Annotated in this window: 22 protein-coding genes; 12 read left to right on the top strand and 10 right to left on the bottom strand. The window is 43.5% G+C overall.

The features are described 5' to 3' along the window. Window positions 1–391: 391 nt before the first annotated feature. The gene (locus tag FN961_RS17230; protein WP_144041417.1) at window positions 392–937 is read left to right on the top strand and encodes a gamma carbonic anhydrase family protein; all 546 of its coding nucleotides are present in this window, start codon (window positions 392–394) and stop codon (window positions 935–937) included. Here FN961_RS17230 and FN961_RS17225 read toward each other — a convergent pair. Together FN961_RS17225 and aroE are read right to left on the bottom strand one after the other, a co-directional pair. Further along, complete coding sequence (locus FN961_RS17225; protein ID WP_144041416.1) at window positions 932–1195, bottom strand: DUF1488 family protein; 264 nt, start codon at window positions 1193–1195, stop codon at window positions 932–934. The two genes, FN961_RS17230 and FN961_RS17225, sit on opposite strands and share 6 nt — an antisense overlap. Then, the gene (aroE, locus tag FN961_RS17220; RefSeq protein ID WP_144041415.1) at window positions 1192–2013 is read right to left on the bottom strand and encodes a shikimate dehydrogenase; all 822 of its coding nucleotides are present in this window, start codon (window positions 2011–2013) and stop codon (window positions 1192–1194) included. The genes FN961_RS17225 and aroE overlap by 4 nt, the downstream gene beginning before the upstream one ends. A gap of 198 nt (window positions 2014–2211) precedes the next feature. Between aroE and FN961_RS17215 the strand changes: the two genes are divergently transcribed. Further along, on the top strand, window positions 2212–2661 hold the full coding sequence (locus FN961_RS17215; RefSeq protein WP_144041423.1) for a group II truncated hemoglobin: 450 nt from the start codon (window positions 2212–2214) through the stop codon (window positions 2659–2661). A gap of 108 nt (window positions 2662–2769) precedes the next feature. Here FN961_RS17215 and hemF read toward each other — a convergent pair whose 3' ends face one another. From hemF to FN961_RS17200, 3 genes are all read right to left on the bottom strand, one after another. Continuing rightward, window positions 2770–3690, bottom strand: a complete 921-nt coding sequence (gene hemF, locus FN961_RS17210; protein ID WP_144041414.1) for an oxygen-dependent coproporphyrinogen oxidase — start codon at window positions 3688–3690, stop codon at window positions 2770–2772. Between the two features lie 34 nt (window positions 3691–3724). Next, window positions 3725–4282, bottom strand: coding sequence for an L-threonylcarbamoyladenylate synthase type 1 TsaC (gene tsaC, locus FN961_RS17205; protein ID WP_144041413.1), 558 nt, complete (start codon window positions 4280–4282; stop codon window positions 3725–3727). An 80-nt stretch (window positions 4283–4362) separates the two neighbouring features. Beyond that, the gene (locus FN961_RS17200) at window positions 4363–4926 is read right to left on the bottom strand and encodes a DNA topoisomerase family protein (RefSeq protein ID WP_144041412.1); all 564 of its coding nucleotides are present in this window, start codon (window positions 4924–4926) and stop codon (window positions 4363–4365) included. 125 nt (window positions 4927–5051) lie between these two features. Between FN961_RS17200 and FN961_RS17195 the strand changes: the two genes are divergently transcribed. Next, window positions 5052–6806: a collagenase gene (locus FN961_RS17195; protein ID WP_144041411.1), complete on the top strand. Its 1755-nt coding sequence runs from the start codon at window positions 5052–5054 to the stop codon at window positions 6804–6806. Window positions 6807–7009: 203 nt separating this feature from the next. Here the strand turns inward: FN961_RS17195 and FN961_RS17190 are convergent, their stop codons facing one another. From FN961_RS17190 to FN961_RS17180, 3 genes are all read right to left on the bottom strand, one after another. Beyond that, window positions 7010–7483, bottom strand: a complete 474-nt coding sequence (locus tag FN961_RS17190) for a DUF494 family protein (protein WP_144041410.1) — start codon at window positions 7481–7483, stop codon at window positions 7010–7012. A 2-nt stretch (window positions 7484–7485) separates the two neighbouring features. After that, entirely contained in the window at window positions 7486–8505 is a 1020-nt protein-coding gene (gene dprA / locus FN961_RS17185; RefSeq protein ID WP_144041409.1) for a DNA-processing protein DprA, read from the bottom strand. A 142-nt stretch (window positions 8506–8647) separates the two neighbouring features. Next, window positions 8648–9760: a LysM peptidoglycan-binding domain-containing protein gene (locus FN961_RS17180; protein ID WP_144041408.1), complete on the bottom strand. Its 1113-nt coding sequence runs from the start codon at window positions 9758–9760 to the stop codon at window positions 8648–8650. A gap of 182 nt (window positions 9761–9942) precedes the next feature. Here FN961_RS17180 and def point away from each other — a divergent pair, with 182 nt between their 5' ends. The 8 genes from def (at window position 9943) to FN961_RS17140 (ending at window position 19769) form a co-directional block, all read left to right on the top strand. Further along, the gene (gene def / locus FN961_RS17175) at window positions 9943–10455 is read left to right on the top strand and encodes a peptide deformylase (RefSeq protein ID WP_144041407.1); all 513 of its coding nucleotides are present in this window, start codon (window positions 9943–9945) and stop codon (window positions 10453–10455) included. A 7-nt stretch (window positions 10456–10462) separates the two neighbouring features. Beyond that, window positions 10463–11422, top strand: a complete 960-nt coding sequence (gene fmt / locus FN961_RS17170) for a methionyl-tRNA formyltransferase (protein WP_144041406.1) — start codon at window positions 10463–10465, stop codon at window positions 11420–11422. Window positions 11423–11426: 4 nt separating this feature from the next. After that, window positions 11427–12704, top strand: a complete 1278-nt coding sequence (gene rsmB, locus FN961_RS17165; RefSeq protein WP_144041405.1) for a 16S rRNA (cytosine(967)-C(5))-methyltransferase RsmB — start codon at window positions 11427–11429, stop codon at window positions 12702–12704. A gap of 10 nt (window positions 12705–12714) precedes the next feature. Continuing rightward, on the top strand, window positions 12715–14124 hold the full coding sequence (trkA, locus tag FN961_RS17160) for a Trk system potassium transporter TrkA (RefSeq protein ID WP_144041404.1): 1410 nt from the start codon (window positions 12715–12717) through the stop codon (window positions 14122–14124). 53 nt (window positions 14125–14177) lie between these two features. After that, window positions 14178–15620, top strand: a complete 1443-nt coding sequence (locus FN961_RS17155) for a TrkH family potassium uptake protein (protein ID WP_144041403.1) — start codon at window positions 14178–14180, stop codon at window positions 15618–15620. 305 nt (window positions 15621–15925) lie between these two features. Then, entirely contained in the window at window positions 15926–18040 is a 2115-nt protein-coding gene (locus FN961_RS17150; RefSeq protein ID WP_144041402.1) for a TonB-dependent receptor, read from the top strand. A gap of 8 nt (window positions 18041–18048) precedes the next feature. Beyond that, window positions 18049–19293 (top strand): exo-alpha-sialidase, encoded by a 1245-nt coding sequence (locus FN961_RS17145; RefSeq protein WP_229814718.1) that lies wholly within the window; start codon window positions 18049–18051, stop codon window positions 19291–19293. A 23-nt stretch (window positions 19294–19316) separates the two neighbouring features. Then, window positions 19317–19769, top strand: coding sequence for a TlpA family protein disulfide reductase (locus FN961_RS17140; protein WP_144041400.1), 453 nt, complete (start codon window positions 19317–19319; stop codon window positions 19767–19769). 54 nt (window positions 19770–19823) lie between these two features. Here FN961_RS17140 and hemG (FN961_RS17135) read toward each other — a convergent pair whose 3' ends face one another. Then, entirely contained in the window at window positions 19824–20363 is a 540-nt protein-coding gene (gene hemG, locus FN961_RS17135) for a menaquinone-dependent protoporphyrinogen IX dehydrogenase (RefSeq protein WP_144041399.1), read from the bottom strand. Window positions 20364–20553: 190 nt separating this feature from the next. On the opposite strand from hemG (FN961_RS17135), the gene FN961_RS17130 reads away from it, so the two are divergent. After that, window positions 20554–20859, top strand: a complete 306-nt coding sequence (locus FN961_RS17130; RefSeq protein WP_144041398.1) for an ArsR/SmtB family transcription factor — start codon at window positions 20554–20556, stop codon at window positions 20857–20859. A gap of 79 nt (window positions 20860–20938) precedes the next feature. Here FN961_RS17130 and hemG (FN961_RS17125) read toward each other — a convergent pair whose 3' ends face one another. Further along, the gene (gene hemG, locus FN961_RS17125; protein ID WP_144041397.1) at window positions 20939–21466 is read right to left on the bottom strand and encodes a menaquinone-dependent protoporphyrinogen IX dehydrogenase; all 528 of its coding nucleotides are present in this window, start codon (window positions 21464–21466) and stop codon (window positions 20939–20941) included. Between the last annotated feature and the right edge of the window lie 15 nt (window positions 21467–21481).

The raw sequence follows: 21481 nt of genomic DNA, 5'->3' as shown, positions 1-21481 counted from the left end.
ATCTTTCAGATGCTGCCGTTAGACGCTAGGTCGTTGGCTTGAGGAGGCGTATTCTACACTCTCCAGTGTCGGCGTCAAGCGCTTATTTTATCAAGTTTTTCGAGTGGTGATTTCTTAATCAGAAGTCAGACTCGAAGCTTATAAAGCGGTTGTCACCTGAATCAAATCTCCGAGGAGTTTCGATTCTCTAACACCGCTGCAAGTCCCGTACTACCTAAGTAGTTGGCCTGCTGTGCCGTGTCAGTGGGAGCGAATTATAGGGAGTTTTAGAATGAGCGCAAGGGCTTTTATCGATAAAAACACGCTTTTGGTACTGTTTGATGATAAAACACCCTGACTAGTCACTTTTTACTCTTTATAATGTGCAAATTAGCATTTTAAGGACTTTTCCATGCCTAGCTCTCTCAGATCTTATAAGGGAATAACCCCTAAACTTCACAAAGATGTCTACATAGACGAAGCTTGCGTACTTATAGGTGACATTAACCTAGATGATGATTCGAGTATTTGGCCTTTAGTTGCAGCCAGAGGTGATGTTAACCATATAAGAATTGGTAAACGCACAAATGTACAAGATGGTGCGGTGCTTCATGTTACCCGTAAATCTAAGGCTAAACCCGATGGCAACCCTTTACTCATTGGTGATGATGTCACCATTGGGCATAAAGCGATGCTACATGGCTGTATTGTTGGCAACCGTATTCTTGTTGGTATGGGGGCCATTATATTGGATGGCGCCATCCTAGAGGATGACATTATCTTGGGTGCTGGTTCACTTGTGCCGCCAGGAAAGGTATTGAAAAGTGGTTACCTATATGTAGGAAGCCCAGCTAAGCAGAGCCGAGCACTGACAGAAGCAGAGTTAGCCTTCTTGCCAGAATCTGCTGACAACTATGTCAGACTGAAAAATGAATACCTAGCAGAGCAGTCACTATAACCAGCTAACACCTCCTTGCTCATCAAACATATCTTGTTCGATGAGCGTTTCGATTTCATCTTCAATGTCGAAACGGTAGGCATCAAACGCCTTCAGTGCATCTTCTTTATCTTGGATAGTCCGACCTTCTAACTGAGCTAAACGTGGCAAGCTAACTCTGCACTTAATATTCACCCCTTGAACTTGGACGGGGAAATGAATTTGTTGTAGCTCTTGATCCCACTCTTGTAGATCTGGAAATAAAATACTCTGGTTCATTCGCTTGCGATCTTCTCTCTTAGCACTTTAATCGTGGTGTTAACTTCAGGAGTAACACCACGCCATAATTCAAAGCTTTTTGCAGCCTGCCCAACCAGCATACCTAAGCCATCAATAACTTGAGATGCACCGAGTTCTATTGCCCAACGGTTAAAGGACGTTATCTCTTTACTGTACATCATGTCGTAACAAGCGGTATTTGCACCAACGACAACCGTTGGGATTTGTGGCACGTCACCGTTAAGGCTAGAAGATGTTGAGTTAATGATGATATCGAATGGTGCTAGGAGTTCTGAAGTAGTTACTGCTTTTACATCACCATAAGAAGTGAAGATTTCAGCCAGAGTCTTCGCTTTCTCTTCTGTCCGATTATGAATATATACCTGTAAGCCCACATTCAAAAGTGGCAATACAGACCCTCTTGCAGCACCACCAGCACCAAGAAGTAATACTCGCTTTCCCTTCAAACCCGATATGTTTCTGGCTAAATCAGCGACCAGCCCTAAGCCATCGGTATTATCACCACGGACTTTGCCACTATCGAGTAATGTTAAGGTATTAACGGCTCCAGCTAATCTTGCCTCTTCACTCAATTCGTCACATAGACTAAATGCACGCTCTTTAAAGGGAACCGTTACGTTAGCCCCTTTGCCATTTTGACTCCAAAACTGTTTCAAACTGGCCTCAAAATCCTCTTTTGGCGCAAGAATGGCTTCATACTCCAATAGCTGCTCAGTTTCATCCGCAAAAATCCCATGGATAAGAGGTGATTTACTGTGGGCGATCGGATTTCCAAAAACGGCATATCTATCGGTCATGACTCTTCTCTATGTTTATCTGACGTGCAGGTGAACTGTCAGTCTACTCATACAGTTGCTAGACGTAAACTCTTGTCACTTAGGGATACTTGCTCCAACATCGTTAAATGATTTTTACTCACCGAAACCTGAATTTCCAAGAGGCTTGGGTATATGTATATAATCACTGCAAATATCTTCCCTTATCAAATTTCTATGATGAATTGGTTTAAAAGCATTTTTCGAAACACATCTGACTCAGCACAAGAAGTGGAGCAATCCAGAGATCCTGCACAATCTAATGCCTATGATCTTATCGGTGGCGAACCTGTGATACGTGCTTTAGCTCATCAATTTTATCTACAGATGCAGAAACATGGTCGTGCCAGCAAGCTACTTTCAATTCATCAAGCGCCAATAGCTGCATCAGAACAGAAGTTATTTGAATTTCTTAGCGGGTGGTTAGGCGGACCAGGGTTATTCGAGAAAAAATATGGACATCCTGCATTAAGGGCTCGCCATATAGCATTCAAAATAGATGAAGAGATGAGGGATCAATGGTTGTTCTGTATGAAGAATGCCATTGAGATAGAGGTGAGTAATTCAGAGCATCAAACCGCCATCTATCAAGCTATCAGCATTCTTGCAGACAATATGCGTAACCAATAGCAAAATATACGATAGTTTGGTTATTCTAAGCAGTGAATGAGACGTGAATAGATCATAGACATTAGAATCGAGATAGTGACTCAATGTCTATGACAAAACCTGCTACTGCTATTTATTCAAACACAGCCAATCTTTAGGTGTTAAGAAGTCGGTATATAGTAAAGCTTCAGGCGATTTTTCTTCTGGTGTGTACATGTATTCCCAACGTACTAGTGGCGGCATTGACATCAAAATGGACTCGGTTCGTCCACCGGTTTGCAAACCAAATAGTGTGCCTCTGTCGTACACTAAATTAAACTCCACATAACGACCACGACGATAGAGTTGGAAATCACGCTCTTTCTCACCGTACTCAGTTTCTTTGCGACGCTCAACAATTGGGGCATAAGAACTTAAGAACCCATTACCCACGGCTTGCATAAAAGCAAAACTCGTTTCAAAGCCTTCTGCATTGAGATCATCAAAGAATAGGCCACCAACACCACGAGTCTCGTCTCTATGGGGCAGATAGAAATACTCATCACACCACTTCTTGTACTTCGGATAAACCTCTTCACCAAACGGATGACATAAGTCATGAGCGTGTTGATGCCATTCAATCACATCTTCTTCAAATGGGTAGTAAGGGGTTAAATCGAATCCACCGCCAAACCACCACACAGGATCCGCGCCCTCTTTTTGCGCAATAAAAAAACGAACATTGGCATGCGTTGTCGGGATGTAAGGATTATTAGGGTGTATGACTAAAGAGACCCCCATGGCTTCGAAACTACGCCCAGCCAGCTCTGGCCTGTGAGCCGTCGCAGAAGCAGGCATCGAAGCCCCAGTAACATGAGAGAAGTTGACACCGGCCTGCTCGAATACTTTCCCCTGAGTTAATACACGGCTAGTGCCGCCACCGCCCTCAGCTCGTTTCCAAGAGTCGGCTTTAAACTTTCCTTCCCCGTCTAGCTGTTCCAGACCATCACAAATCCGCTGTTGAAGATCGAGTAAAAACGCTTTTACGACACTGGTGTCTGGCACAGACATGATGTTTCCCTTTTTTAATTATTAATTTTATTTACTAACGTAATATGCTGCCGCTGATGGCATCTATTATCGTGGAGGGTTTTCTTTGTGCTCCCAAAGAGCCTGCTACCAATGCGTCTATCTCACCTTCAAACGTAGCAAGAATATCATCTCGACTCATTGCAGGTTCTTCACCTGAATGATTTGCACTGGTAGAGACCAATGGTTTCCCTAGCTGCTGACAGATCGCCTGAATCGTTGGATGAGAGGACACTCTCACCGCAAGCGAATTAAAACTGCCACAAAGCAGATGAGAGATACCGGGTTTAATCGGCATGATAAAGGTAAACGGCCCAGGCCATTTACTAAATACACGTTCAAGTTGCGCTTCAGTAAGCTTAGCGTCGTCAATATACGGGAGCAGTTGTTGATAATTGCTCGCCACGAGTATCAGTCCTTTCTCCCAAGGCCGATTCTTTAATGATAATAAATGAGTAATAGCGACGTCATTATCGGGATCACAGCCTAATCCATATACTGCTTCAGTGGGGTAAGCAATTACCCCACCTTTCTCTATAACCTGTTTAACTTCAGCAGGCGTTTGTTCTAACATAGAAAAACCTTAAATTAATCAATCGACTGTGACTTTCATCTAATCCAAAAAAAGAAAGATTATACAGAGTAAGCCTCTTGCTATATAGCTCGCTTGTACTTGCACTGTTTTTGCGGACATTCAACCCGTCCACCAGCAGCACCTTTTCGCTCAACTAAAATACCGAAACCGCAGTCAGGGCAAGCTTCGTTTACAGGTGGGTAGTTAACGAGGAATTTGCACTTAGGGTATCCGCTACAAGCATAAAAAGTCTTACCGAAACGGCTAGTTCTATGTTCAACATGACCTTTTTTACAAATAGGACAGGGAATTTCGTGACCCGCTTCCTCTTGATCATGCTTTTCAATATGTTTGCATTCGGGATAGTGAGTACAACCGATAAAGATGCCAAACCGCCCAGACTTAACGGCCAACTCATTGCCACACTCAGGACAAGATGACCCATCAATCACTTGAGTCTCTATCGACTCGTGCTGAACCAATGGTCTGGTGTAGTCACAATTGGGATAATTATTACAGCCAATGAAACCACCATGTTTGCTGTTTTTCACTGATAGCTCACTGCCGCACTTAGGACAGAGTTCATACTCTTTTTCCAGTGCATGCTCATGGGAGCTAAATAGCTGTTGATCGATCTTAGACATGCTTATCTCAATTACCTTATATGGTCATATTTTACCAAGCTATGGCAGTGCTGGGAAACACTCTCTTATTACTGGTTATATTCACAACACCTATGTATATTATATCCAAAAAATAAGGGGTTATTATGTTTCATCGTTCTATCATTGCCCTCACTTTTATCGGACTTTCAGGCTGCAGCTCAACCCCAGACCTAAGCTTAGATCAAACTCAGATAGATATCGTCACACAGGCAACTGAATCATTGCTATTTGATGCAAGTAGCCCGTTGTTAACTAAAGCAATGTTCGAACAGGTCGGATTATCACTAGCTTCAGTAGAAAATGTGCAACAAGCCGACAAACTCCTCTACTATCTTCGTGCCTTTAGCTATTTTGGCCCTGTAGATACGCTCGATAGCGACAGTATCAATACGCTGACTTTTGGTTTATCCCAACTCACAGCTAAGCCATTTTTTAGTCTGTCAGCTCGCTTACAAGAGCATTTCGCCGTCACTCTATATCGTTACTATAGCGATAATGACCGCGCCAAGCACTTAGCAACACTGACTCCTCAGCTCGAAAGTCAGCTTAACTCGCTTGCAAGCAGTGATACTAGCACAGCTAATGATTATGGGCTTTGGGAAACGCTCAGGGCCTATGGCATGCTATTTAACAGTGCAAGAAAAGATACCGATGGCGAATTAAACAAGCAAATCATTGCATTGGATTTAGCTAAACCATTGCTGAATTTTGCTGAATCGCCAAATAGCATAAGAGAGGCTAACGATTGGCCAAAGGCTAATGCGTACTGGGCGTTGGGACTCTACCGCTTAACTTTGCCAGCAAGTGAAAATGATGAACCGACCGTTGCAAAAAGTTATATCGACACGGCTGTTGCCGATATAGCGAGAACGGACATCGCCGCAAGAGGAGATAATGCCAAAGACACCTATACCTTAGGCTTTCATGTCAACGCCTTTGCAGGGAAAAAGAGTTGTGAACAGAACAACGATGTTTGTCGTATTCCAGCACTGACTGACATTTTACCCATTAATCATCCTTGCTCCGATAGCCTGTTTATCTTGGCTCAAGACCTGAACGAAGATGAGCTGGCACTCAGTTGCTCTAAATTAACGTCACAGGAAGCGAGCTTCCACCAGATTCTTGAAACCGGAAATCAAGCAACTCCCAATGATTTCAATACTGCGTTACGGGTCGTCGCCTTTAAAAACTGGAGCCAATATAATGCTTATGGCCAACTACTATTCGACATAAGCACTGATAATGGTGGCATGTACATCGAGGGCACGCCCTCTAAACCAGGTAATCAGGCAACCTTCTTTGCATATCGGCAGTTTTGGATCCAACCAGAGTTCGCCATTTGGAATTTAAACCACGAGTATGTTCACTATCTGGATGGTCACTTTGCAAAATATGGTGGTTTCGGACATTTCCCATCGAAAATGGTGTGGTGGTCTGAAGGGTTAGCCGAATACATCTCTAAAGGAGATTCAAACCCAAGTACGCTTAAAGTTATTAAGCGTGATATTGATAAAGCGCCGTCACTAAAAGAAATCTTCGCCACCGAATATAAAGATGGTCAAGACAGAACTTACAAATGGAGTTATATGGCGGTGCGGTTCTTAGCTGAGCATCATCACAGTGATTTCGTACAGTTAAGCAAGTATCTAAAGACGGACTACTTTGAAGGCTATGAGCTTCTGTTAGCCGATTTGACGCAACATCAACAACCGTTTTCAGATTGGCTCAACACGCAAGTCGAACAGTTTGATGATGCAGAAGAGGCTAAACCTACCCTTCACAAGCAAAACAGATACAGTTACCGAGAGTACTTAAAGCCAACTCACTTAACACTGGATGAGAAGCATCTGCACTACTAAGTGATTTTAATCTTGGAGGGGGAAGTGTTTAGACGACGATGAGTTTTAGACACAAATCCCTTCAAACGCTATGACCCACATGGATGTGTGGAAATGTGCTACAGATGTAGGGAACATCTGGCACCCATGCGTTCAGGGAAGTACATCCATGTACAAAAAAGGAGGCTTAGCCTCCTTTCTTTTTCGCAAAAATATGCGGTTCACTACGAGTGAAGTCTACCATCAGGCTGCTCGAAAATAAGATCTTCCATCTGCTCATAGGCTGACTCATTACCCGGCACATTAAATAGCACCATAAGCACAACCCACTTAAGATCTTCGAGAATAAGAACCGTTTCATCCAGTTCCATAACGCGATCGATAACCATCTCACGAGTCACTACACTCAATACTTCAACCTGTTCCAGAAACAGAATAAAACCGCGACACTCAACATCAAGCTTATCCATCTCATCTTGAGTGTAAATTCTGAAAGAGTGTTGAGCATGGTTGCACAAATAGGGCTTATCCCCTTCCTGCAACTCAGCTAAATTTTCAAGCCAAGACAAGGCCTTGATAATTTCGGACTGGTGAAACCCAGCACGCGTTAACTCTTGTGTTAACTCATCTTCATCCACGAGAAACTCAACTTCACTGTGAACATAGTTTTCAAACAGATACATGAGGATATCAAACATGGCTAGCTCCTCTTTATTCTTACATAACCACCGGGTACTACAGCGACCCAACCTTGTAACTCAAGTTCAAGCATTTGCTCTAATACTAACTCTATGGCTTTTCCACTATGCTCAACCACAACATCAATTGCAGTGGCCTCATATCCAACACTAGCTAACAGTGAGGCAAATGGCAAATCAGAAGCGTTCTCTTCCCCTATATGGTGACTGTTTTTCAGTTCTTCAAGGTGAAAATCACATAAAGCTGATACTTCCTCTATTATATCGGCCACATTCTCGACAAGTTTTGCTCCATCTTTAATCAAGTCATGGCAACCTTGGCTATTATTAGCCAATATACTGCCTGGAATCGCAAAAACCTCTCTGCCCTGCTCAACGGCCAATCTTGCCGTGATTAACGAACCGCTTTTCCTGCAAGCTTCAACCACCAAGGTACCTAGAGACAGACCGCTGATAATACGATTACGTTTCGGAAAGTTACCAGAAAAAGGCTGAGTACCAGGCCAGAATTCACTAATAATGGCACCATTGGTTTGAATACTTTCATATATTTTACGGTGCCGCTTAGGGTAAATAACATCGACCCCTGTCCCTAAGACGGCCAAAGTCTTTCCACCACTGTCGATACACCCTTGATGCGCTGAACCATCAATCCCCGCAGCCATCCCGCTGCAAACGGCAAGCGATAGCCCACCGAGTTCTTTACCAAACTCATAGGCAAGCTGTAAACCAGCTCTAGAAGCTGCTCTACTGCCAACAATGGCGATACTGGGTGGATACAATGCGCCCAGCTCGCCTTTAACAAATAAAATAGGCGGTGGCGAAGGAATTTGCTTTAAGAGATTGGGATAATTAGGATCGTCGAAACAGATAATGGAGTGATTATCTGCCGACTCTTGCCACTCTAAAGCAGCTTCAACCAAAGTAAAATTAGGAACAAGCTCGCGCTTAAGCAGACTCTCTGGCAGAGGTAGTGCATGCTTTTCATGCTCTAACATCTGCCTAAGTTGCTCTACATCCATGTAGGTGAGTAGCTGTTGGATCCGAGCTGGTCCAAGCCCGGAGACGGCATTAACAACTAGCCAGTCGACCAGTGTGTCAGTTATATAATCCCCCTTGGGTAAACAGAACTCTAAGTGTCGAGTTCAGTGAAACTATATGTTATTAATCGGCAAAGCTTCTTAGCAAATTCAAAGAATCAGGTTGAATTAACTTGTCATCCACTCGAACCGTTTTTTCATTTGCCATGATGAGACCTAGACTTGTCTTCTCGAACACTTTAAACACCATTAATCGACCACGATAGATATCGGGCATCTTAATCGCATTATCAGAAGAGACGCTACTAATCAGATCTTCGTAACTGCTTCGCTCATTAGGTAATACTGGCACGCCATCACCATTGACGACTATGTCGATACCGTCGCGGTAAATAGAGAATACATGACCAGATTCAACGCCGTCATCCTCCCCTTTATCGAGATAGACAACATCGAGTTTACCCATCTCTCTTAAGTGCTTTTCAGATGCGAGTATCGATGCAGACTCCTGCAACGTTGCCGGCTTTGGCATAAAGTAAGCAGAGAGAAGCGAATCGTCTTCGATTGGTAAAATACGGTATCCAGCTTTGGTCTCTCTAAAATTGCTCAGTAGTTTAATTTTAGAGATAGGACCTGATTCAATCACTCGACCACTTGCAGTTAACACCACTTCTTGGCCAAGAAGATCTCCCTCATCTTTACTGACAAACTCACGTCCCTCAGAGTAAACGCCAAATTTGTCACCGACAGTGAGTTCGCTTTGAATATAGAGTACATCACCAATAATATGATGTCTGGATTCACTTTCTCCACCCAACACCATAGGCTGATCATCGAACCAATCGCCATCGACGACTCTGTTTTGAACAAGGTAAGGGCTAATCAAAGACAGATCAATGGCTGGTATGGCATCACCTTTAGCGTGAATTCGACCTGCGGGACTCTTACGTTTATGAGGCTTTAAAACTAATCTTGGCTCACCGTCAATAAACACTAATGTTAAACGATCGCCCGGGTAGATAAGATGAGGGTTAGCTATTTGAGGATTAACGCCCCACAATTTTGGCCAACGCCAAGGATCATTAAGAAAATTTTCAGAGATGTCCCAAAGTGTATCGCCCTTAATAACGACATAAGAATCCGGATGTCCTGACTTCAACGTAAGAGTATCCGAAAATATGGAGCAACTAAATGTCATTAAAGCGAGTAAAATTAGTCGTTTCATGGGGTTTTCCATGCTGGTAGCTATTTAATCTCTAAGCTAGAACTGAGTGTGAAATATAAAGCACTTTGAACTAGTTTGCGTATATAGAGAGCTTTTGCTGTTATTGGATGTCACTAAGGATTAAAATTGAAGCATTAGCTAAAGTCAGTATAACCAACTGATAAAGATTTGACAGACTTGTTAAGAGTTTAAGTATGAATTTATTAAAAGTTTTACGTTTCCCAGATGAGAGACTACGTTCGATTGCCAAGCCTATTAGCGAGTTTAACGCAGGCTTGCAAACTCAAATAGATAACATGTTAGAAACAATGTACCACGAAAAAGGGATCGGGCTAGCCGCAACTCAAGTTGATTACCACCATCAATTGATCGTGATGGATCTTCAAGATGAGGTTGAAAGACCAAAAGTCTTTATTAATTTAGAGATCACAGCCAGTAGCGGCCACTTCGCCAATGAAGAGGGCTGCCTTTCCGTGCCTGGGATCTATGCTGATGTCGAACGTGCTGAATTGGTCACCATAAAAGCATTAGATCGCGAAGGTAATGCATTTACCTTAGAAGCTGATGGTTTATTTGCTATCTGTTTACAGCATGAATTAGACCACCTAAAAGGTAAGTTGTTTGTCGATTACCTGTCGCCACTAAAACGACAGAGAATAAAGCAAAAACTTGAAAAAGCCGCGCGTCTTGAAGAGAAAAAAGGATAGAGATTTTTTGAAACCATTAAACGTTATTTTTGCTGGTACACCGGATTTTGCTGCTCGTCACCTTCAAGCATTGATTAACTCTGAACATAATGTCATTGGCGTCTACTCTCGCGTAGACAAGCCTGCGGGCCGAGGCAAAAAGCTACAAGCCAGCCCGGTTAAAATGCTGGCAATGGAAAACAACATTCCAGTCTTTCAACCAGCATCGTTAAGAGACGAGGAAGCACAAGCGGAACTGGCCAGCCTTAATGCGGATATCATGGTTGTAGTGGCCTATGGACTCATTTTGCCTAAGGTGGTTTTAGATACGCCAAAGCTAGGTTGTATCAATGTTCATGGTTCAATCTTGCCTCGCTGGCGTGGCGCGGCTCCGATACAGCGTGCACTTTGGGCTGGTGATAGTGAAACTGGTGTCACCATAATGCAGATGGATATCGGGCTCGATACTGGCGATATGCTCTTAAAGACGCAACTGCCAATCGAAGATAACGACACCTCAGCTAGTCTATATGAAAAACTTGCAAATCAAGGGCCTGACGCCTTAATAGAAGCGTTAGCAGGTCTGGCAAAAGGTGAACTCGTTGCCGAAAAACAAGATGAATCACTGGCTAACTACGCAGAGAAGCTAAGTAAAGAGGAAGCTGAGCTTGATTGGAATAAGCCAGCAGTTCAGCTTTGGCGGGAGATCAGAGCTTTCAACCCTTGGCCAATAAGTCACTTCACGCATCAAGATGCCAGCATTAAGGTCAGAGAGGCCAAGGTCAGTCTTGTTGAATCTAACGCTGCGGCCGGTACTATCATCTCTGCAAGCAAAGAAGGCATTGATGTCGCGACTGGTGAGGGCGTACTGACGCTGCTAAATATGCAACTTCCAGGAAAAAAACCGCTCAATGTCGGTGATATCCTGAATTCTCGTGGTGAATGGTTTACGCCTGGCACACGCTTAAACTGTACAAAAGAGGCTTAATAATATGAATTTGCGTGCACTCGCGGCAAAGGTCGTTTTTCAAGTATTAGAAAAAGGGATCTCACTCTCAGTAGCTCTGCCCGAACAACAGAAGCATTGTGAAAGTGGCAAAGATAAAGCCTTGCTAGCCGAGCTCAGTTACGGTGTGATGCGTCAGCTACCGCAACTAGACAAGTTGGTCAGCGATTGTATGGCCAAGCCGCTCAAAGGTAAGCAACGAATTTTGCATCAACTGCTGCTAGTGGGTTGCTACCAACTCTATTTCACTCGCATCCCTAGTCATGCCGCCATTTCTGAAACAGCCGAAGCGTGTCGTCAATTGAAATTCGACGGCCTTGTTAAAGTTGTCAACGGTGTACTACGTAATATTCAACGTCAAGAAAAGCCGTTACCAACCGACAACGACACCTTGATGTATAACACTCCAGCTTGGATTGTTAAGAGCCTAAAGCAAGCCTATCCTGAAAACTGGCAAACCGTCATTGAAAATAGCCATCAACGCCCTCCCATGTGGTTGCGTAACAACATGCGCTCACAAAGCCGTGATGAATATCTTGCGCTATTAACCGAAGCTGATATCCCAGCCTCTGCCGGTAAAAGTAGCGATGCGATTTTACTTGAGAGCCCTAAAGATGTAATGCAACTTCCAGGGTTTGAGACTGGTGCAGCTTCCGTTCAAGATGGCGCAGCACAATGGGCAGCGACCTTGTTGGCTCCAGTCGATGGCGAGTTGATTCTCGACGCTTGTGCCGCTCCCGGCGGTAAAACCTGCCATCTACTCGAACGTGCGAATATCGAATTAGTCGCAGTCGACTTTGATGAAAACCGTCTTGAGCGAGTGCAGCAAAACCTCGATCGTCTTGGGCTAAATGCCAAGCTCGTTCATGGCGATGCGGCCGATATTGATGCTTGGTGGTCTGGTGAAAAATTTGATCGAATCTTACTTGATGCTCCTTGCTCTGCTACGGGGGTGATACGTCGTCACCCAGATATTAAGTGGTTAAGAAAGCAGTCCGATATCGAAGAGTTGGCTCAGTTACAAAGCAAAATATTAGATCATTGCTGGAAGTGGTTAAAGCCAGGTGGCACACTCCTATATGCAACTTGCTCAATTCTTCCTCAAGAAAACGCACAGCAGATTAGTGCTTTCCTTGAAAGAGCTGATGATGCAACACTGGTTGCGATCTCAGAGCAGCCAAATCCTGATGATATAGGCTGGCAGATCACTCCGGGGATGGAGAATATGGATGGATTCTATTACGCACGCCTAGTAAAGGGATAAAGCAAAGGCCATGAAGATTATCATTTTAGGTGCAGGTCAGGTGGGTGGCACCTTAGCGGAAAACTTAGTCGGTGAGAATAACGACATCACTGTTGTCGATAATGACAGACGAAGATTACGCTCCTTGCAAGATAAATACGATCTGCGGGTGGTATTCGGCCATGGCGCTCATCCCAGTACTTTGAAAGAAGCGGGGGCTGAAGATGCCGATATGTTGATTGCTGTGACTAACAGCGATGAATGTAATATGGCCGCTTGTCAGATCGCCTATTCGTTATTTGGTACACCCACTAAAATTGCCCGGATCCGCTCCGAACAATATTTAGGCCTTCGCGATAAGTTATTTATCAATAGTGAAACCAAGAAAAATGATAACAGTCCTCGTGGTGGTTTTATTATTGATGAGCTGATCGCACCCGAACAGCTTGTCACTGCCTATATCCGCCGTTTAGTCGAATATCCAGGCGCGCTGCAAGTACTCGAGTTTGCTGAAGGCCGCTTAAGTTTAGTGGCTGTTCGTGCCTATTATGGTGGCCCACTTGTCGGTAATGCACTCGCTGCATTGCGTGAACATATGCCGAATATTGATACCCGGGTAGCTGCTATCTTTAGGCAAGGTAAATCTATTTTGCCAAGAGGAACCACCATCATCGAAGCTGATGATGAGGTTTTCTTCCTTGCCGATAGTCGCCATGTTCGTGCAGTGATGAGTGAAATGCAAAAGCTGGATAATACTTATCGCAATATCATGATAGCCGGCGGCGGTAATATCGGTTTTGGCTTAGCCAAACAACTGCAACGTAACCATTCCGTCAAGCTGATAGAGCACAGACAAGAGCGAGCTGAAGAGCTATCTGAAAAACTCGATAATACCACCGTCTTTTGTGGTGATGCCTCAGATCAAGAGTTGCTACTCGAAGAACATATCGATCAAACCGACGTGTTTATCGCTGTCACCAACGATGATGAAGCCAACATTATGGCTGCGCTACTGGCTAAACGTATGGGTGCCAAGAAGGTTATGGTACTTATTCAACGTGAGGCCTACGTCGATATCGTTCAAGAAGCCAATATTGATATCGCGATCTCACCGCAACAAGCCACCATATCCGCACTACTGACCCATATCAGGCAAGGTGACATCTGTAACGTATATTCACTAAGACGTGGTGCTGCAGAGGCAATTGAAGCTATCGCCCATGGTGATGCAAAAACCTCTAAAGTCGTCGGTAAGAAGATTGGCGAAATAAAGTTACCGCCAAGTACCACCATTGGCGCCATTGTCCGTGACGATGAAGTACTGATGGCGCACGACAACACCATTATTGAACAGGGAGATCACGTTATTCTCTTCCTCGTGAACAAGAAGTTTGTTGGTGAAGTAGAGAAACTCTTCCAACCGAGTGCTTTCTTCTTCTAAAGGTTTGCGTAGCAGCTAACCACCTTCATACGATTTCAAAGGATTTAAGCACTATGCTGAACCTTCGACCTCTGCTATTTATTTTGGGCATTTTTCTGTCAACTCTGACAGTCTTTATGTTTATCCCACTGATCTTTGCTCTTTTTTATGGCGAAGAGACTGTGGGCGCATTTATGATCTCCTCATTAGTCACCGGCACCACAGCCAGTGCTTGCATACATCAGGGACGAAGCAGAAACCTCAATCTCAATATTCGGGATATGTTTCTGTTAACCAGTTTAACCTGGCTTATCGTCAGCTTCTTTGCTGCCATGCCTTTCACCTTGTATCACGGCATTAATTATACCGATGCTTTTTTCGAAACCATGTCGGGGATCACCACCACAGGCTCTACTGTTTTGTCTGGGCTCGATACCATGGATCACAGTATTCTGATCTGGCGCTCCTTGCTGCAATGGATGGGAGGAATAGGTTTCATTGTTATGGCTGTTGCGGTACTGCCCTTCCTCAATGTCGGTGGTATGAGACTGTTTCGTACCGAATCCTCCGATTGGAGCGACAAAGCCATTCCCAGAACTCAAGATATGGCTAAGCATCTTTTCTACATCTACATCCTACTCACCATACTGTGTGGAGTCGCTTATCATCTATCTGGGATGAGCTGGTTTCAAGCAATAAACCATGCAATGACTACGCTGTCGACCGGTGGATACTCCACGTCCGACAGTTCGATGGCGGCCTTTTCTAATCAGGCACACTGGGTTGGTGTGGTATTTATGGCAGCAGGAGGCTTACCACTTTTAATGTTCGTTAACTGTATTCAGCAACGTTCACTATGGGTTTGGAATGACGCGCAGGTAAAAGGCTTTATTCTCTTTATCACCACGGTCTCTATCGGCTTAGCTTTCTGGCTTTGGCTCGGACACGAGATGACCCCACTTGATGCCTTGCGTTTAGCCAGTTTCAATGTGGTTTCCGTTGTGACCACGACAGGCTATGGCCTTACCGACTACACCGCATGGGGCGCGCTAGCCAATATAGCCTTTCTCTTCCTTATGTTTGCTGGCAGTTGTTCAGGCTCAACCTCTGGAGGCATTAAGATTTTCCGCTTCCAGATAGCTGGCGCTATCATGCGAGAACAACTAAAACAGCAATTTCACCCTAGTGGTGTATTTAAAGAGCGCTACAACAACCGAATCATCAGTGATGATATCGTTCGCTCTTTGGTGACTTTTATCTTGCTGTTTATGATGGTTATCGTTGTCCTCTCTATTATCTTGGTATTAACAGGCCTCGATCCCGTTACTAGCTTTACTGGTGCGATCACCGCCGTCACCAACGTAGGCCCAGGATTAGGCAGTACGATAGGCCCAGCAGGAAACTTCTCCACTCTACCAGATGTCGCAAAATGGGCATTAGCGATAGGCATGCTGTTAGGTCGCTTAGAGATACTGACAGTGGCAGTTCTTTTTCACCCTCAGTTTTGGAAATACTAGTTTTTAAGTTCATTTGATGGCTTGATTGTTTAGAACTATTATCTGAAGACTCAGCTCCTATGCTGCCAAATTTCATAAGCCATATCCCTAAACACTTCGACAGCTTCCTAGCTGTCGAAGGTGACAAGCTCATCGCTGCTTAATGTCTCGCACCCACATTAACCATTTGATTTAATTGACAAAAAAATGAACGTTAATTCCCAGGTACAACAAAATGCAACAAGTGCGACACTTTGTCACATCACAGCAAACAAAGAAGCACACATAATAGCAACACCAAGAATATTCAAAGAATACTTATTTTTATGACTATAAAAGTAAAAATCTCGCTGCTTTCTCTTCTTATTAGTCAATCTTGCTGCCCTGTCTTAGCTGAAATCTTGTTACCTGCGCATAACGACATCAATATTGAGCGTATTACCGTAACAGCAACACGTCAGCAGTCTTTAGATACCGACCTTGCTATGTCATTACAAGGGATTAGCAAAGAAGAACTCACCATTGATAATGGTCAACATGTAGCAGAGTCACTGAACAGTATTTCAGGTGTGCTTGTTGATCAACTATCTGGTGGACAAGGCCACAAAACCGCCATCAGAATGCCGATGAACACCAGCGGGTACTATTTATTCTTACAGGATAATGTTCCACTGCAATCTCCAGCATTTTTTAATCACAATGCGCTTTGGTGGTCTAGTTTCAATTCGAATATTGCCCGAATGGAAGTACTAAAGGGGGCGGGAACAGCCTTATATGGTTCGGGTGCTGTTGCAGCAACCGTTAATATTTTATCAGAAGAGGTGGCAGAGTCTCCTGAAACAGAGATAGGTTTAATGCTAGGGGAAAATGAATATTCTAAGGTGCTATTGAGTCATAGCAATATATTATCTTCGACCCAAGGCTTTAGAGTATCAGCTTCATACCTAGACAATGAGGGTTGGCGCGACCACACAGGATCAAAGCGCGCAGAGATAACACTGCGCCATGAATTAGACCTAGGTGATGATGAACACTTAGTGACCTCTTTGGTGATGTCAGATCTCGAACAAGAGATGGCAGCGAATTTAACAGAGAGCTTATATAACACCGACAGAACAAACTCAGGATTATCAGATGCCGTTTTAGCGAGTGATCCATTACGTAAAACCCAATATATCCGACTCTCTAGCCAGTGGGACAAAATTGCCGACGATAATTATTTCTCGTTGATTCCGTATTATCGTTACCGCACCAATGATTACACTGCGACCTGGAATCAGAACATGCCAAAAGTAGAGTCTAAAATGCAAACATTGGGCTTGTTAGCATTGGCCAATTTTGAACACTCTAATGGCGGTGAAAGTGACAGCGATACCACTGTCGGTTTGGATATCGAGCTTACCAAAGGCGAGCAGCTTTCTTACCAACCTCTCGACTTTACAACCACGGGTTACAAAGCCGATACCTTTACTAAAGGTGAGAAGTTCTATGATGACACCACTGAATACATCAGTGTCTCCCCATACATTCAATACAAGCGCAATATTGTCACCAACCTCGATTTAACCTTTGGAGCACGATATGACTATGCGCAATATAACTTTAGTAACCACTTAGGTGTTTACGGTGATATTGGCCATGGAAAACGTAGCCTTGAAGATAGAACAGATAGGTTTAATCATTTCAGTCCGAAAGCCAGTTTAAATTATCATCTGACACCAGACAGCAGTCTTTATCTACGTTATGCCAACAGTTTCCGCTTACCAACGGCGAGTAGCTTGTATCATTTAACCATTAAAGATAATGGTGATGCCAAAGCCGTTGATCCAGAAATATCAAACACCTATGAGCTTGGTTATAAAGCTAACTGGCAAGCAATCTCTTTTGATACAGCCCTTTATTATATGGATGTAGATGATGGAATTGTTCATGCCTATAACGATGAAGGTCAACGGTATTTAACCAACGCAACCCGTGTTATCCATAAAGGTTTTGAAGTCTCAGTGGCCTGGGAAATGAATGAACAACTCAATATCAGTGCTGCTTATAGCAAGTCTAAACATGAATTTGATCAACATGACGAATATTCAGGTAACGAGATGGCGGCAGCACCTGATTATATCGCCAATTTACGTTTGCGCTACATGCCTAGATTTCTTGAAGGTTTTACTGGCATGTTAGAACTGCAATCTATTGGGGAGTACTGGTTAGATGATGCTAACAGCCAAGATGATAATGGCATTGACCGTATTGAAGACGGCTACACGATAGCGAATATAAAAGCGCTATATCAAGCATCAGAGCAACTGTCATTCAATGCCAGAATATTAAATGTGACGAATGAGGAATATGCTCAAGAAGCCTCATACCGATATGGCAAAGCACAATACTCTCCCGGCGCTCCAATAACCGCTTACGTCGGCGTAAACTACCAATGGTAAAGTCCAATATGCACACATCTAATCCTCTTTTATTATCCTGTATTGGCTGTTTATTGATATTATTAATGGCCAGTACAAACGTCAAAGCCGCTCATAAGCACCACATCATGCAAGCGACAACAAAAGACGCGACGACATGTATGCAGAATGAGATCACCTGTGCAAAAACCGTGACCACAGCATTTGCCCCCAATAGTGATTTATGGCGTTTATGGGCGCTAAAAGGCCATATGTACTTCCAAGTATCAAAAGACAAAGGAGTAACATTCTCTTCCGTTCGACAAGTGAATGTAGAGAAAGAAAAGATATCTGCTCGTAATGAAAACCGTCCTAAAATTGCTTTTGACCAGTATCAAGGCGTTTACCTGTCGTGGGTGATGCCAAAAGAAAAAAGATATACAGCGGATGTTCGCTTTTCCTATTCAAAAGACTATGGCAAAACCTTTACCGTACCCGTGACCGTTAATAATGACGGACTAGACATTGGCCATAGCTTTAATGAGATGCGAGTCACTGATGAAGGTGAAGTATCCATGGTTTGGCTTGATTCACGTTTAGCACACCAACGTAGATTAGAGGGAAAACAAACAAATGGTTCAGCCCTATATTTTGGCGAGGCTAATTACCGGAAAAAACAGTTCACTTTCTCTAATCAACAATTAGCCAATAATACCTGTGTATGCTGCCGCATCGCCCTTGATACCAATACTCAAGGTGAATTAGCGATATTATGGCGACACATTTACCTAGATAACATTCGCGAGTTTGCATTACTCACGCTGACTCAAAATGAAAGCCCTCCCCTCAAACCCGTTCAAATAAGCCATGACCACTGGAAAATTGATGGTTGCCCGCATCAAGGTGGCGCCATCAGCATTGATCAAAACAACCGCTACCATATGGTCTGGTTTAACCAAGGTGATTTGGGCAAGGGAATTTTTTACGCATCAAGCGATGATCAAGGAGAGTCGCTAACAAAGCCAATTGGTGTTGGTATGCAATCCGCTCAAGCAGCCCACCCCCATATCAATACTCTTGGCAGCAAAGTGGACATCGTTTGGACACAGTTCAATGGTATTAAGCATCAACTCTGGCATCAAGGTTCAAATGATTACGGCAAGTCATTTACTGATGCGAAGTTATTAGCCACGTCATCGGAAGGGGCTGACCGCCCATTTATTATAAAAAATGACGGTAAGAGTTTTGTTTCCTGGCACAGATTACAACAAGGTCACTGGGTGCAAGCATTATGAACTTTCTAAAAAGATTCCTGCTCATGTTACTAATGCCAATCCTGTTTACCACACACTATGTCTATGCCTCTTCAATAGTGCTCACTCAAGAACAGCTAACGGGGATTAAAAAGCAAAACATGGGAGAAAAGTGGTTAATGCTATTGTGGTCTGTTGACTGCCCGCCTTGTTTTAAAGAATTGGACATGATTCAAAAGCTGAATAAAAAGCAGGCTGATCTCAATGTGGTACTGATTAATACCGATGCAAGTGAAGAGACACTTCTTAGACGTCGTGAAATTATAAATAAATTCCAACTGATGGATTTACCTAATTTTCACTTTGCAGCGGATCAAGGTGCTCAAAGTCGTTTTATTATCGACCCCAACTGGTATGGAGAACTACCACGCAGTTACTTTTTTGAAAGTAATGGTCAGTCTCATAGTAAAAGTGGCGTCGTCGACGAATCCCTTTTAGTGAGCTGGTTAGGAGAATAGAACTGACGCAGCCTTCGATTTCATGATGAAACCGAAGGGCTACAAAGTAGAAGATTAGTCAGCCAGACTAATCAGGTGATCAGCATAGACTTTGACGTCTTCCCAATCAGTGTAATCGATAACTGATTTAGGATCGGTTGGGCCATCGGTCATTTTCATGATCATCTGGATAGCCAATCTGTCCCACCAACGCCATGAAGGATAATCCACCTTACCAGCGATCACTTTCACGTCCTTGGGTTTCCATGGAGAAAGTTCGATAAACTTCTGCAAATATTTGTTGTTCTCTGGCACTCGCTTTTCTGGGTTACGAGCCACAACATTGACGCTATAAAAACTATTCGGCTTCTCACTTAATGCTGCTTCATGCTCAGTGGTAAATGCAAATACGCTCTTGTCGTAGCTGCCATACATAACACAAGCACCTAATGCGACGCAGTCGTACTGAGTCCAATCGATCCCCTCTTTTACCGCTTCGCTAATGTGCATCACGCTAGATTTGTGGCCCTGACGCTCAATATGCTCAGCGATAGCCCGACTGATCTTAGCGGTATGTCCGCCTCGGGAATAATAAAGTACCAGAACTGATTTCATTAACACGCCTAATTTATAATCTTAATAGCTTTCCCTATTGTTTCAGTATGCCGAACAATAAAAAGGACAATTGATCACAAATTAGCGCTAGCTCATATAATTTACATACAGAATTGAGATCTCGGTGAGGGTCGGTATCATTGGCATTAAAATACAACTCAATTAGCTAATCCTAGGAGTGAGTCGCGCAATGCAAAAAGAAATCGATGTCGATGCAATGGTATCCAATGCTGAAAGTGCAGCAAAATGGCTAAAGGCTATTGCCAATCCCTATCGCTTGATGATCTTATGTTTGTTACTTGAGAATGAATATAGCGTTACTGAATTGAATGAAACAATTCCACTGAGCCAATCAGCCCTGTCACAACATTTAGCTGTTTTACGTGCTCAAGATCTTGTCTCTACTCGCAAGAGTTCTCAGGTTGTTTTCTACAAACTTAAAAATGAACAGGTCACTGAAATCATCTCAATCCTGCACAAACAGTACTGTGCTTAAACCGGTATAGACAGATTCAGAAATAACAAAGCCTGCTTATTCGCAGGCTTTGTTATTGAAACCAATCGATATAAGAGACTTACCTTTCGGCAAACGCCTTACCGAACTCTTCGACTTGCTGCCAATCAGTGAATTCAAAGGTGCCAGATGTATCTGTCGGTCCTTTGGTCATCCACATGATAAAACGTATCATGGTCTTGTCGATGAAACCGTACTTGGGATAATCAATTTTCCCGGCAAATACACCCAGTTGTTGAGGCTTCCAAAGCGACAACTCCAGAAATTTCTTCATATACGGGTTAGTTTCAGGCGTGTTCTTCTCAGGTTTTCTTGCCACGACATTCACAGTAAAAAAAGCATTCTGTTTTGCATTCAATACCGCATGGTTGTGATTGATATAGTGGTACAACTCAGGCCTATGTTTACCGTATCTGATACTGGCACCGATCATTACTTTATCAAAACTGGCTAAACTCAGCTCTTTTGCTTCCTCAAGTGAAGCGACGGTTACCTCACTCTCTGCAGTTTGACTTATCCCTTTAATCAGCTCGCAAATTGCACGTGTTTGTCCATCAACAGTGGAGTAGATAATAAGCGTCTTGTTCATCTATAATCCTAAAAT

This window comes from Shewanella hanedai (assembly GCF_007197645.1).
GTDB lineage: Bacteria > Pseudomonadota > Gammaproteobacteria > Enterobacterales > Shewanellaceae > Shewanella > Shewanella hanedai.
This window is presented reverse-complemented; position numbering and strand designations above follow the sequence as displayed.

Bases quoted from the DNA above. Each gene is read 5' to 3' on its own strand.
- FN961_RS17195 (WP_144041411.1), top strand. From the start codon at position 5,052: ATGTTTCATCGTTCTATCATTGCCCTCACTTTTATCGGACTTTCAGGC.
- FN961_RS17190 (WP_144041410.1), bottom strand. From the start codon at position 7,483: ATGTTTGATATCCTCATGTATCTGTTTGAAAACTATGTTCACAGTGAA.
- FN961_RS17215 (WP_144041423.1), top strand. From the start codon at position 2,212: ATGAATTGGTTTAAAAGCATTTTTCGAAACACATCTGACTCAGCACAA.
- dprA (WP_144041409.1), bottom strand. From the start codon at position 8,505: ATGGATGTAGAGCAACTTAGGCAGATGTTAGAGCATGAAAAGCATGCA.
- FN961_RS17200 (WP_144041412.1), bottom strand. From the start codon at position 4,926: ATGTCTAAGATCGATCAACAGCTATTTAGCTCCCATGAGCATGCACTG.
- FN961_RS17150 (WP_144041402.1), top strand. From the start codon at position 15,926: ATGACTATAAAAGTAAAAATCTCGCTGCTTTCTCTTCTTATTAGTCAA.
- def (WP_144041407.1), top strand. From the start codon at position 9,943: ATGAATTTATTAAAAGTTTTACGTTTCCCAGATGAGAGACTACGTTCG.
- tsaC (WP_144041413.1), bottom strand. From the start codon at position 4,282: ATGTTAGAACAAACGCCTGCTGAAGTTAAACAGGTTATAGAGAAAGGT.
- hemG (WP_144041399.1), bottom strand. From the start codon at position 20,363: ATGAAATCAGTTCTGGTACTTTATTATTCCCGAGGCGGACATACCGCT.
- FN961_RS17155 (WP_144041403.1), top strand. From the start codon at position 14,178: ATGCTGAACCTTCGACCTCTGCTATTTATTTTGGGCATTTTTCTGTCA.
- hemF (WP_144041414.1), bottom strand. From the start codon at position 3,690: ATGTCTGTGCCAGACACCAGTGTCGTAAAAGCGTTTTTACTCGATCTT.
- aroE (WP_144041415.1), bottom strand. From the start codon at position 2,013: ATGACCGATAGATATGCCGTTTTTGGAAATCCGATCGCCCACAGTAAA.
- hemG (WP_144041397.1), bottom strand. From the start codon at position 21,466: ATGAACAAGACGCTTATTATCTACTCCACTGTTGATGGACAAACACGT.
- FN961_RS17180 (WP_144041408.1), bottom strand. From the start codon at position 9,760: ATGGAAAACCCCATGAAACGACTAATTTTACTCGCTTTAATGACATTT.
- FN961_RS17140 (WP_144041400.1), top strand. From the start codon at position 19,317: ATGTTACTAATGCCAATCCTGTTTACCACACACTATGTCTATGCCTCT.
- FN961_RS17225 (WP_144041416.1), bottom strand. From the start codon at position 1,195: ATGAACCAGAGTATTTTATTTCCAGATCTACAAGAGTGGGATCAAGAG.
- FN961_RS17145 (WP_229814718.1), top strand. From the start codon at position 18,049: ATGCACACATCTAATCCTCTTTTATTATCCTGTATTGGCTGTTTATTG.
- rsmB (WP_144041405.1), top strand. From the start codon at position 11,427: ATGAATTTGCGTGCACTCGCGGCAAAGGTCGTTTTTCAAGTATTAGAA.
- FN961_RS17230 (WP_144041417.1), top strand. From the start codon at position 392: ATGCCTAGCTCTCTCAGATCTTATAAGGGAATAACCCCTAAACTTCAC.
- FN961_RS17130 (WP_144041398.1), top strand. From the start codon at position 20,554: ATGCAAAAAGAAATCGATGTCGATGCAATGGTATCCAATGCTGAAAGT.
- trkA (WP_144041404.1), top strand. From the start codon at position 12,715: ATGAAGATTATCATTTTAGGTGCAGGTCAGGTGGGTGGCACCTTAGCG.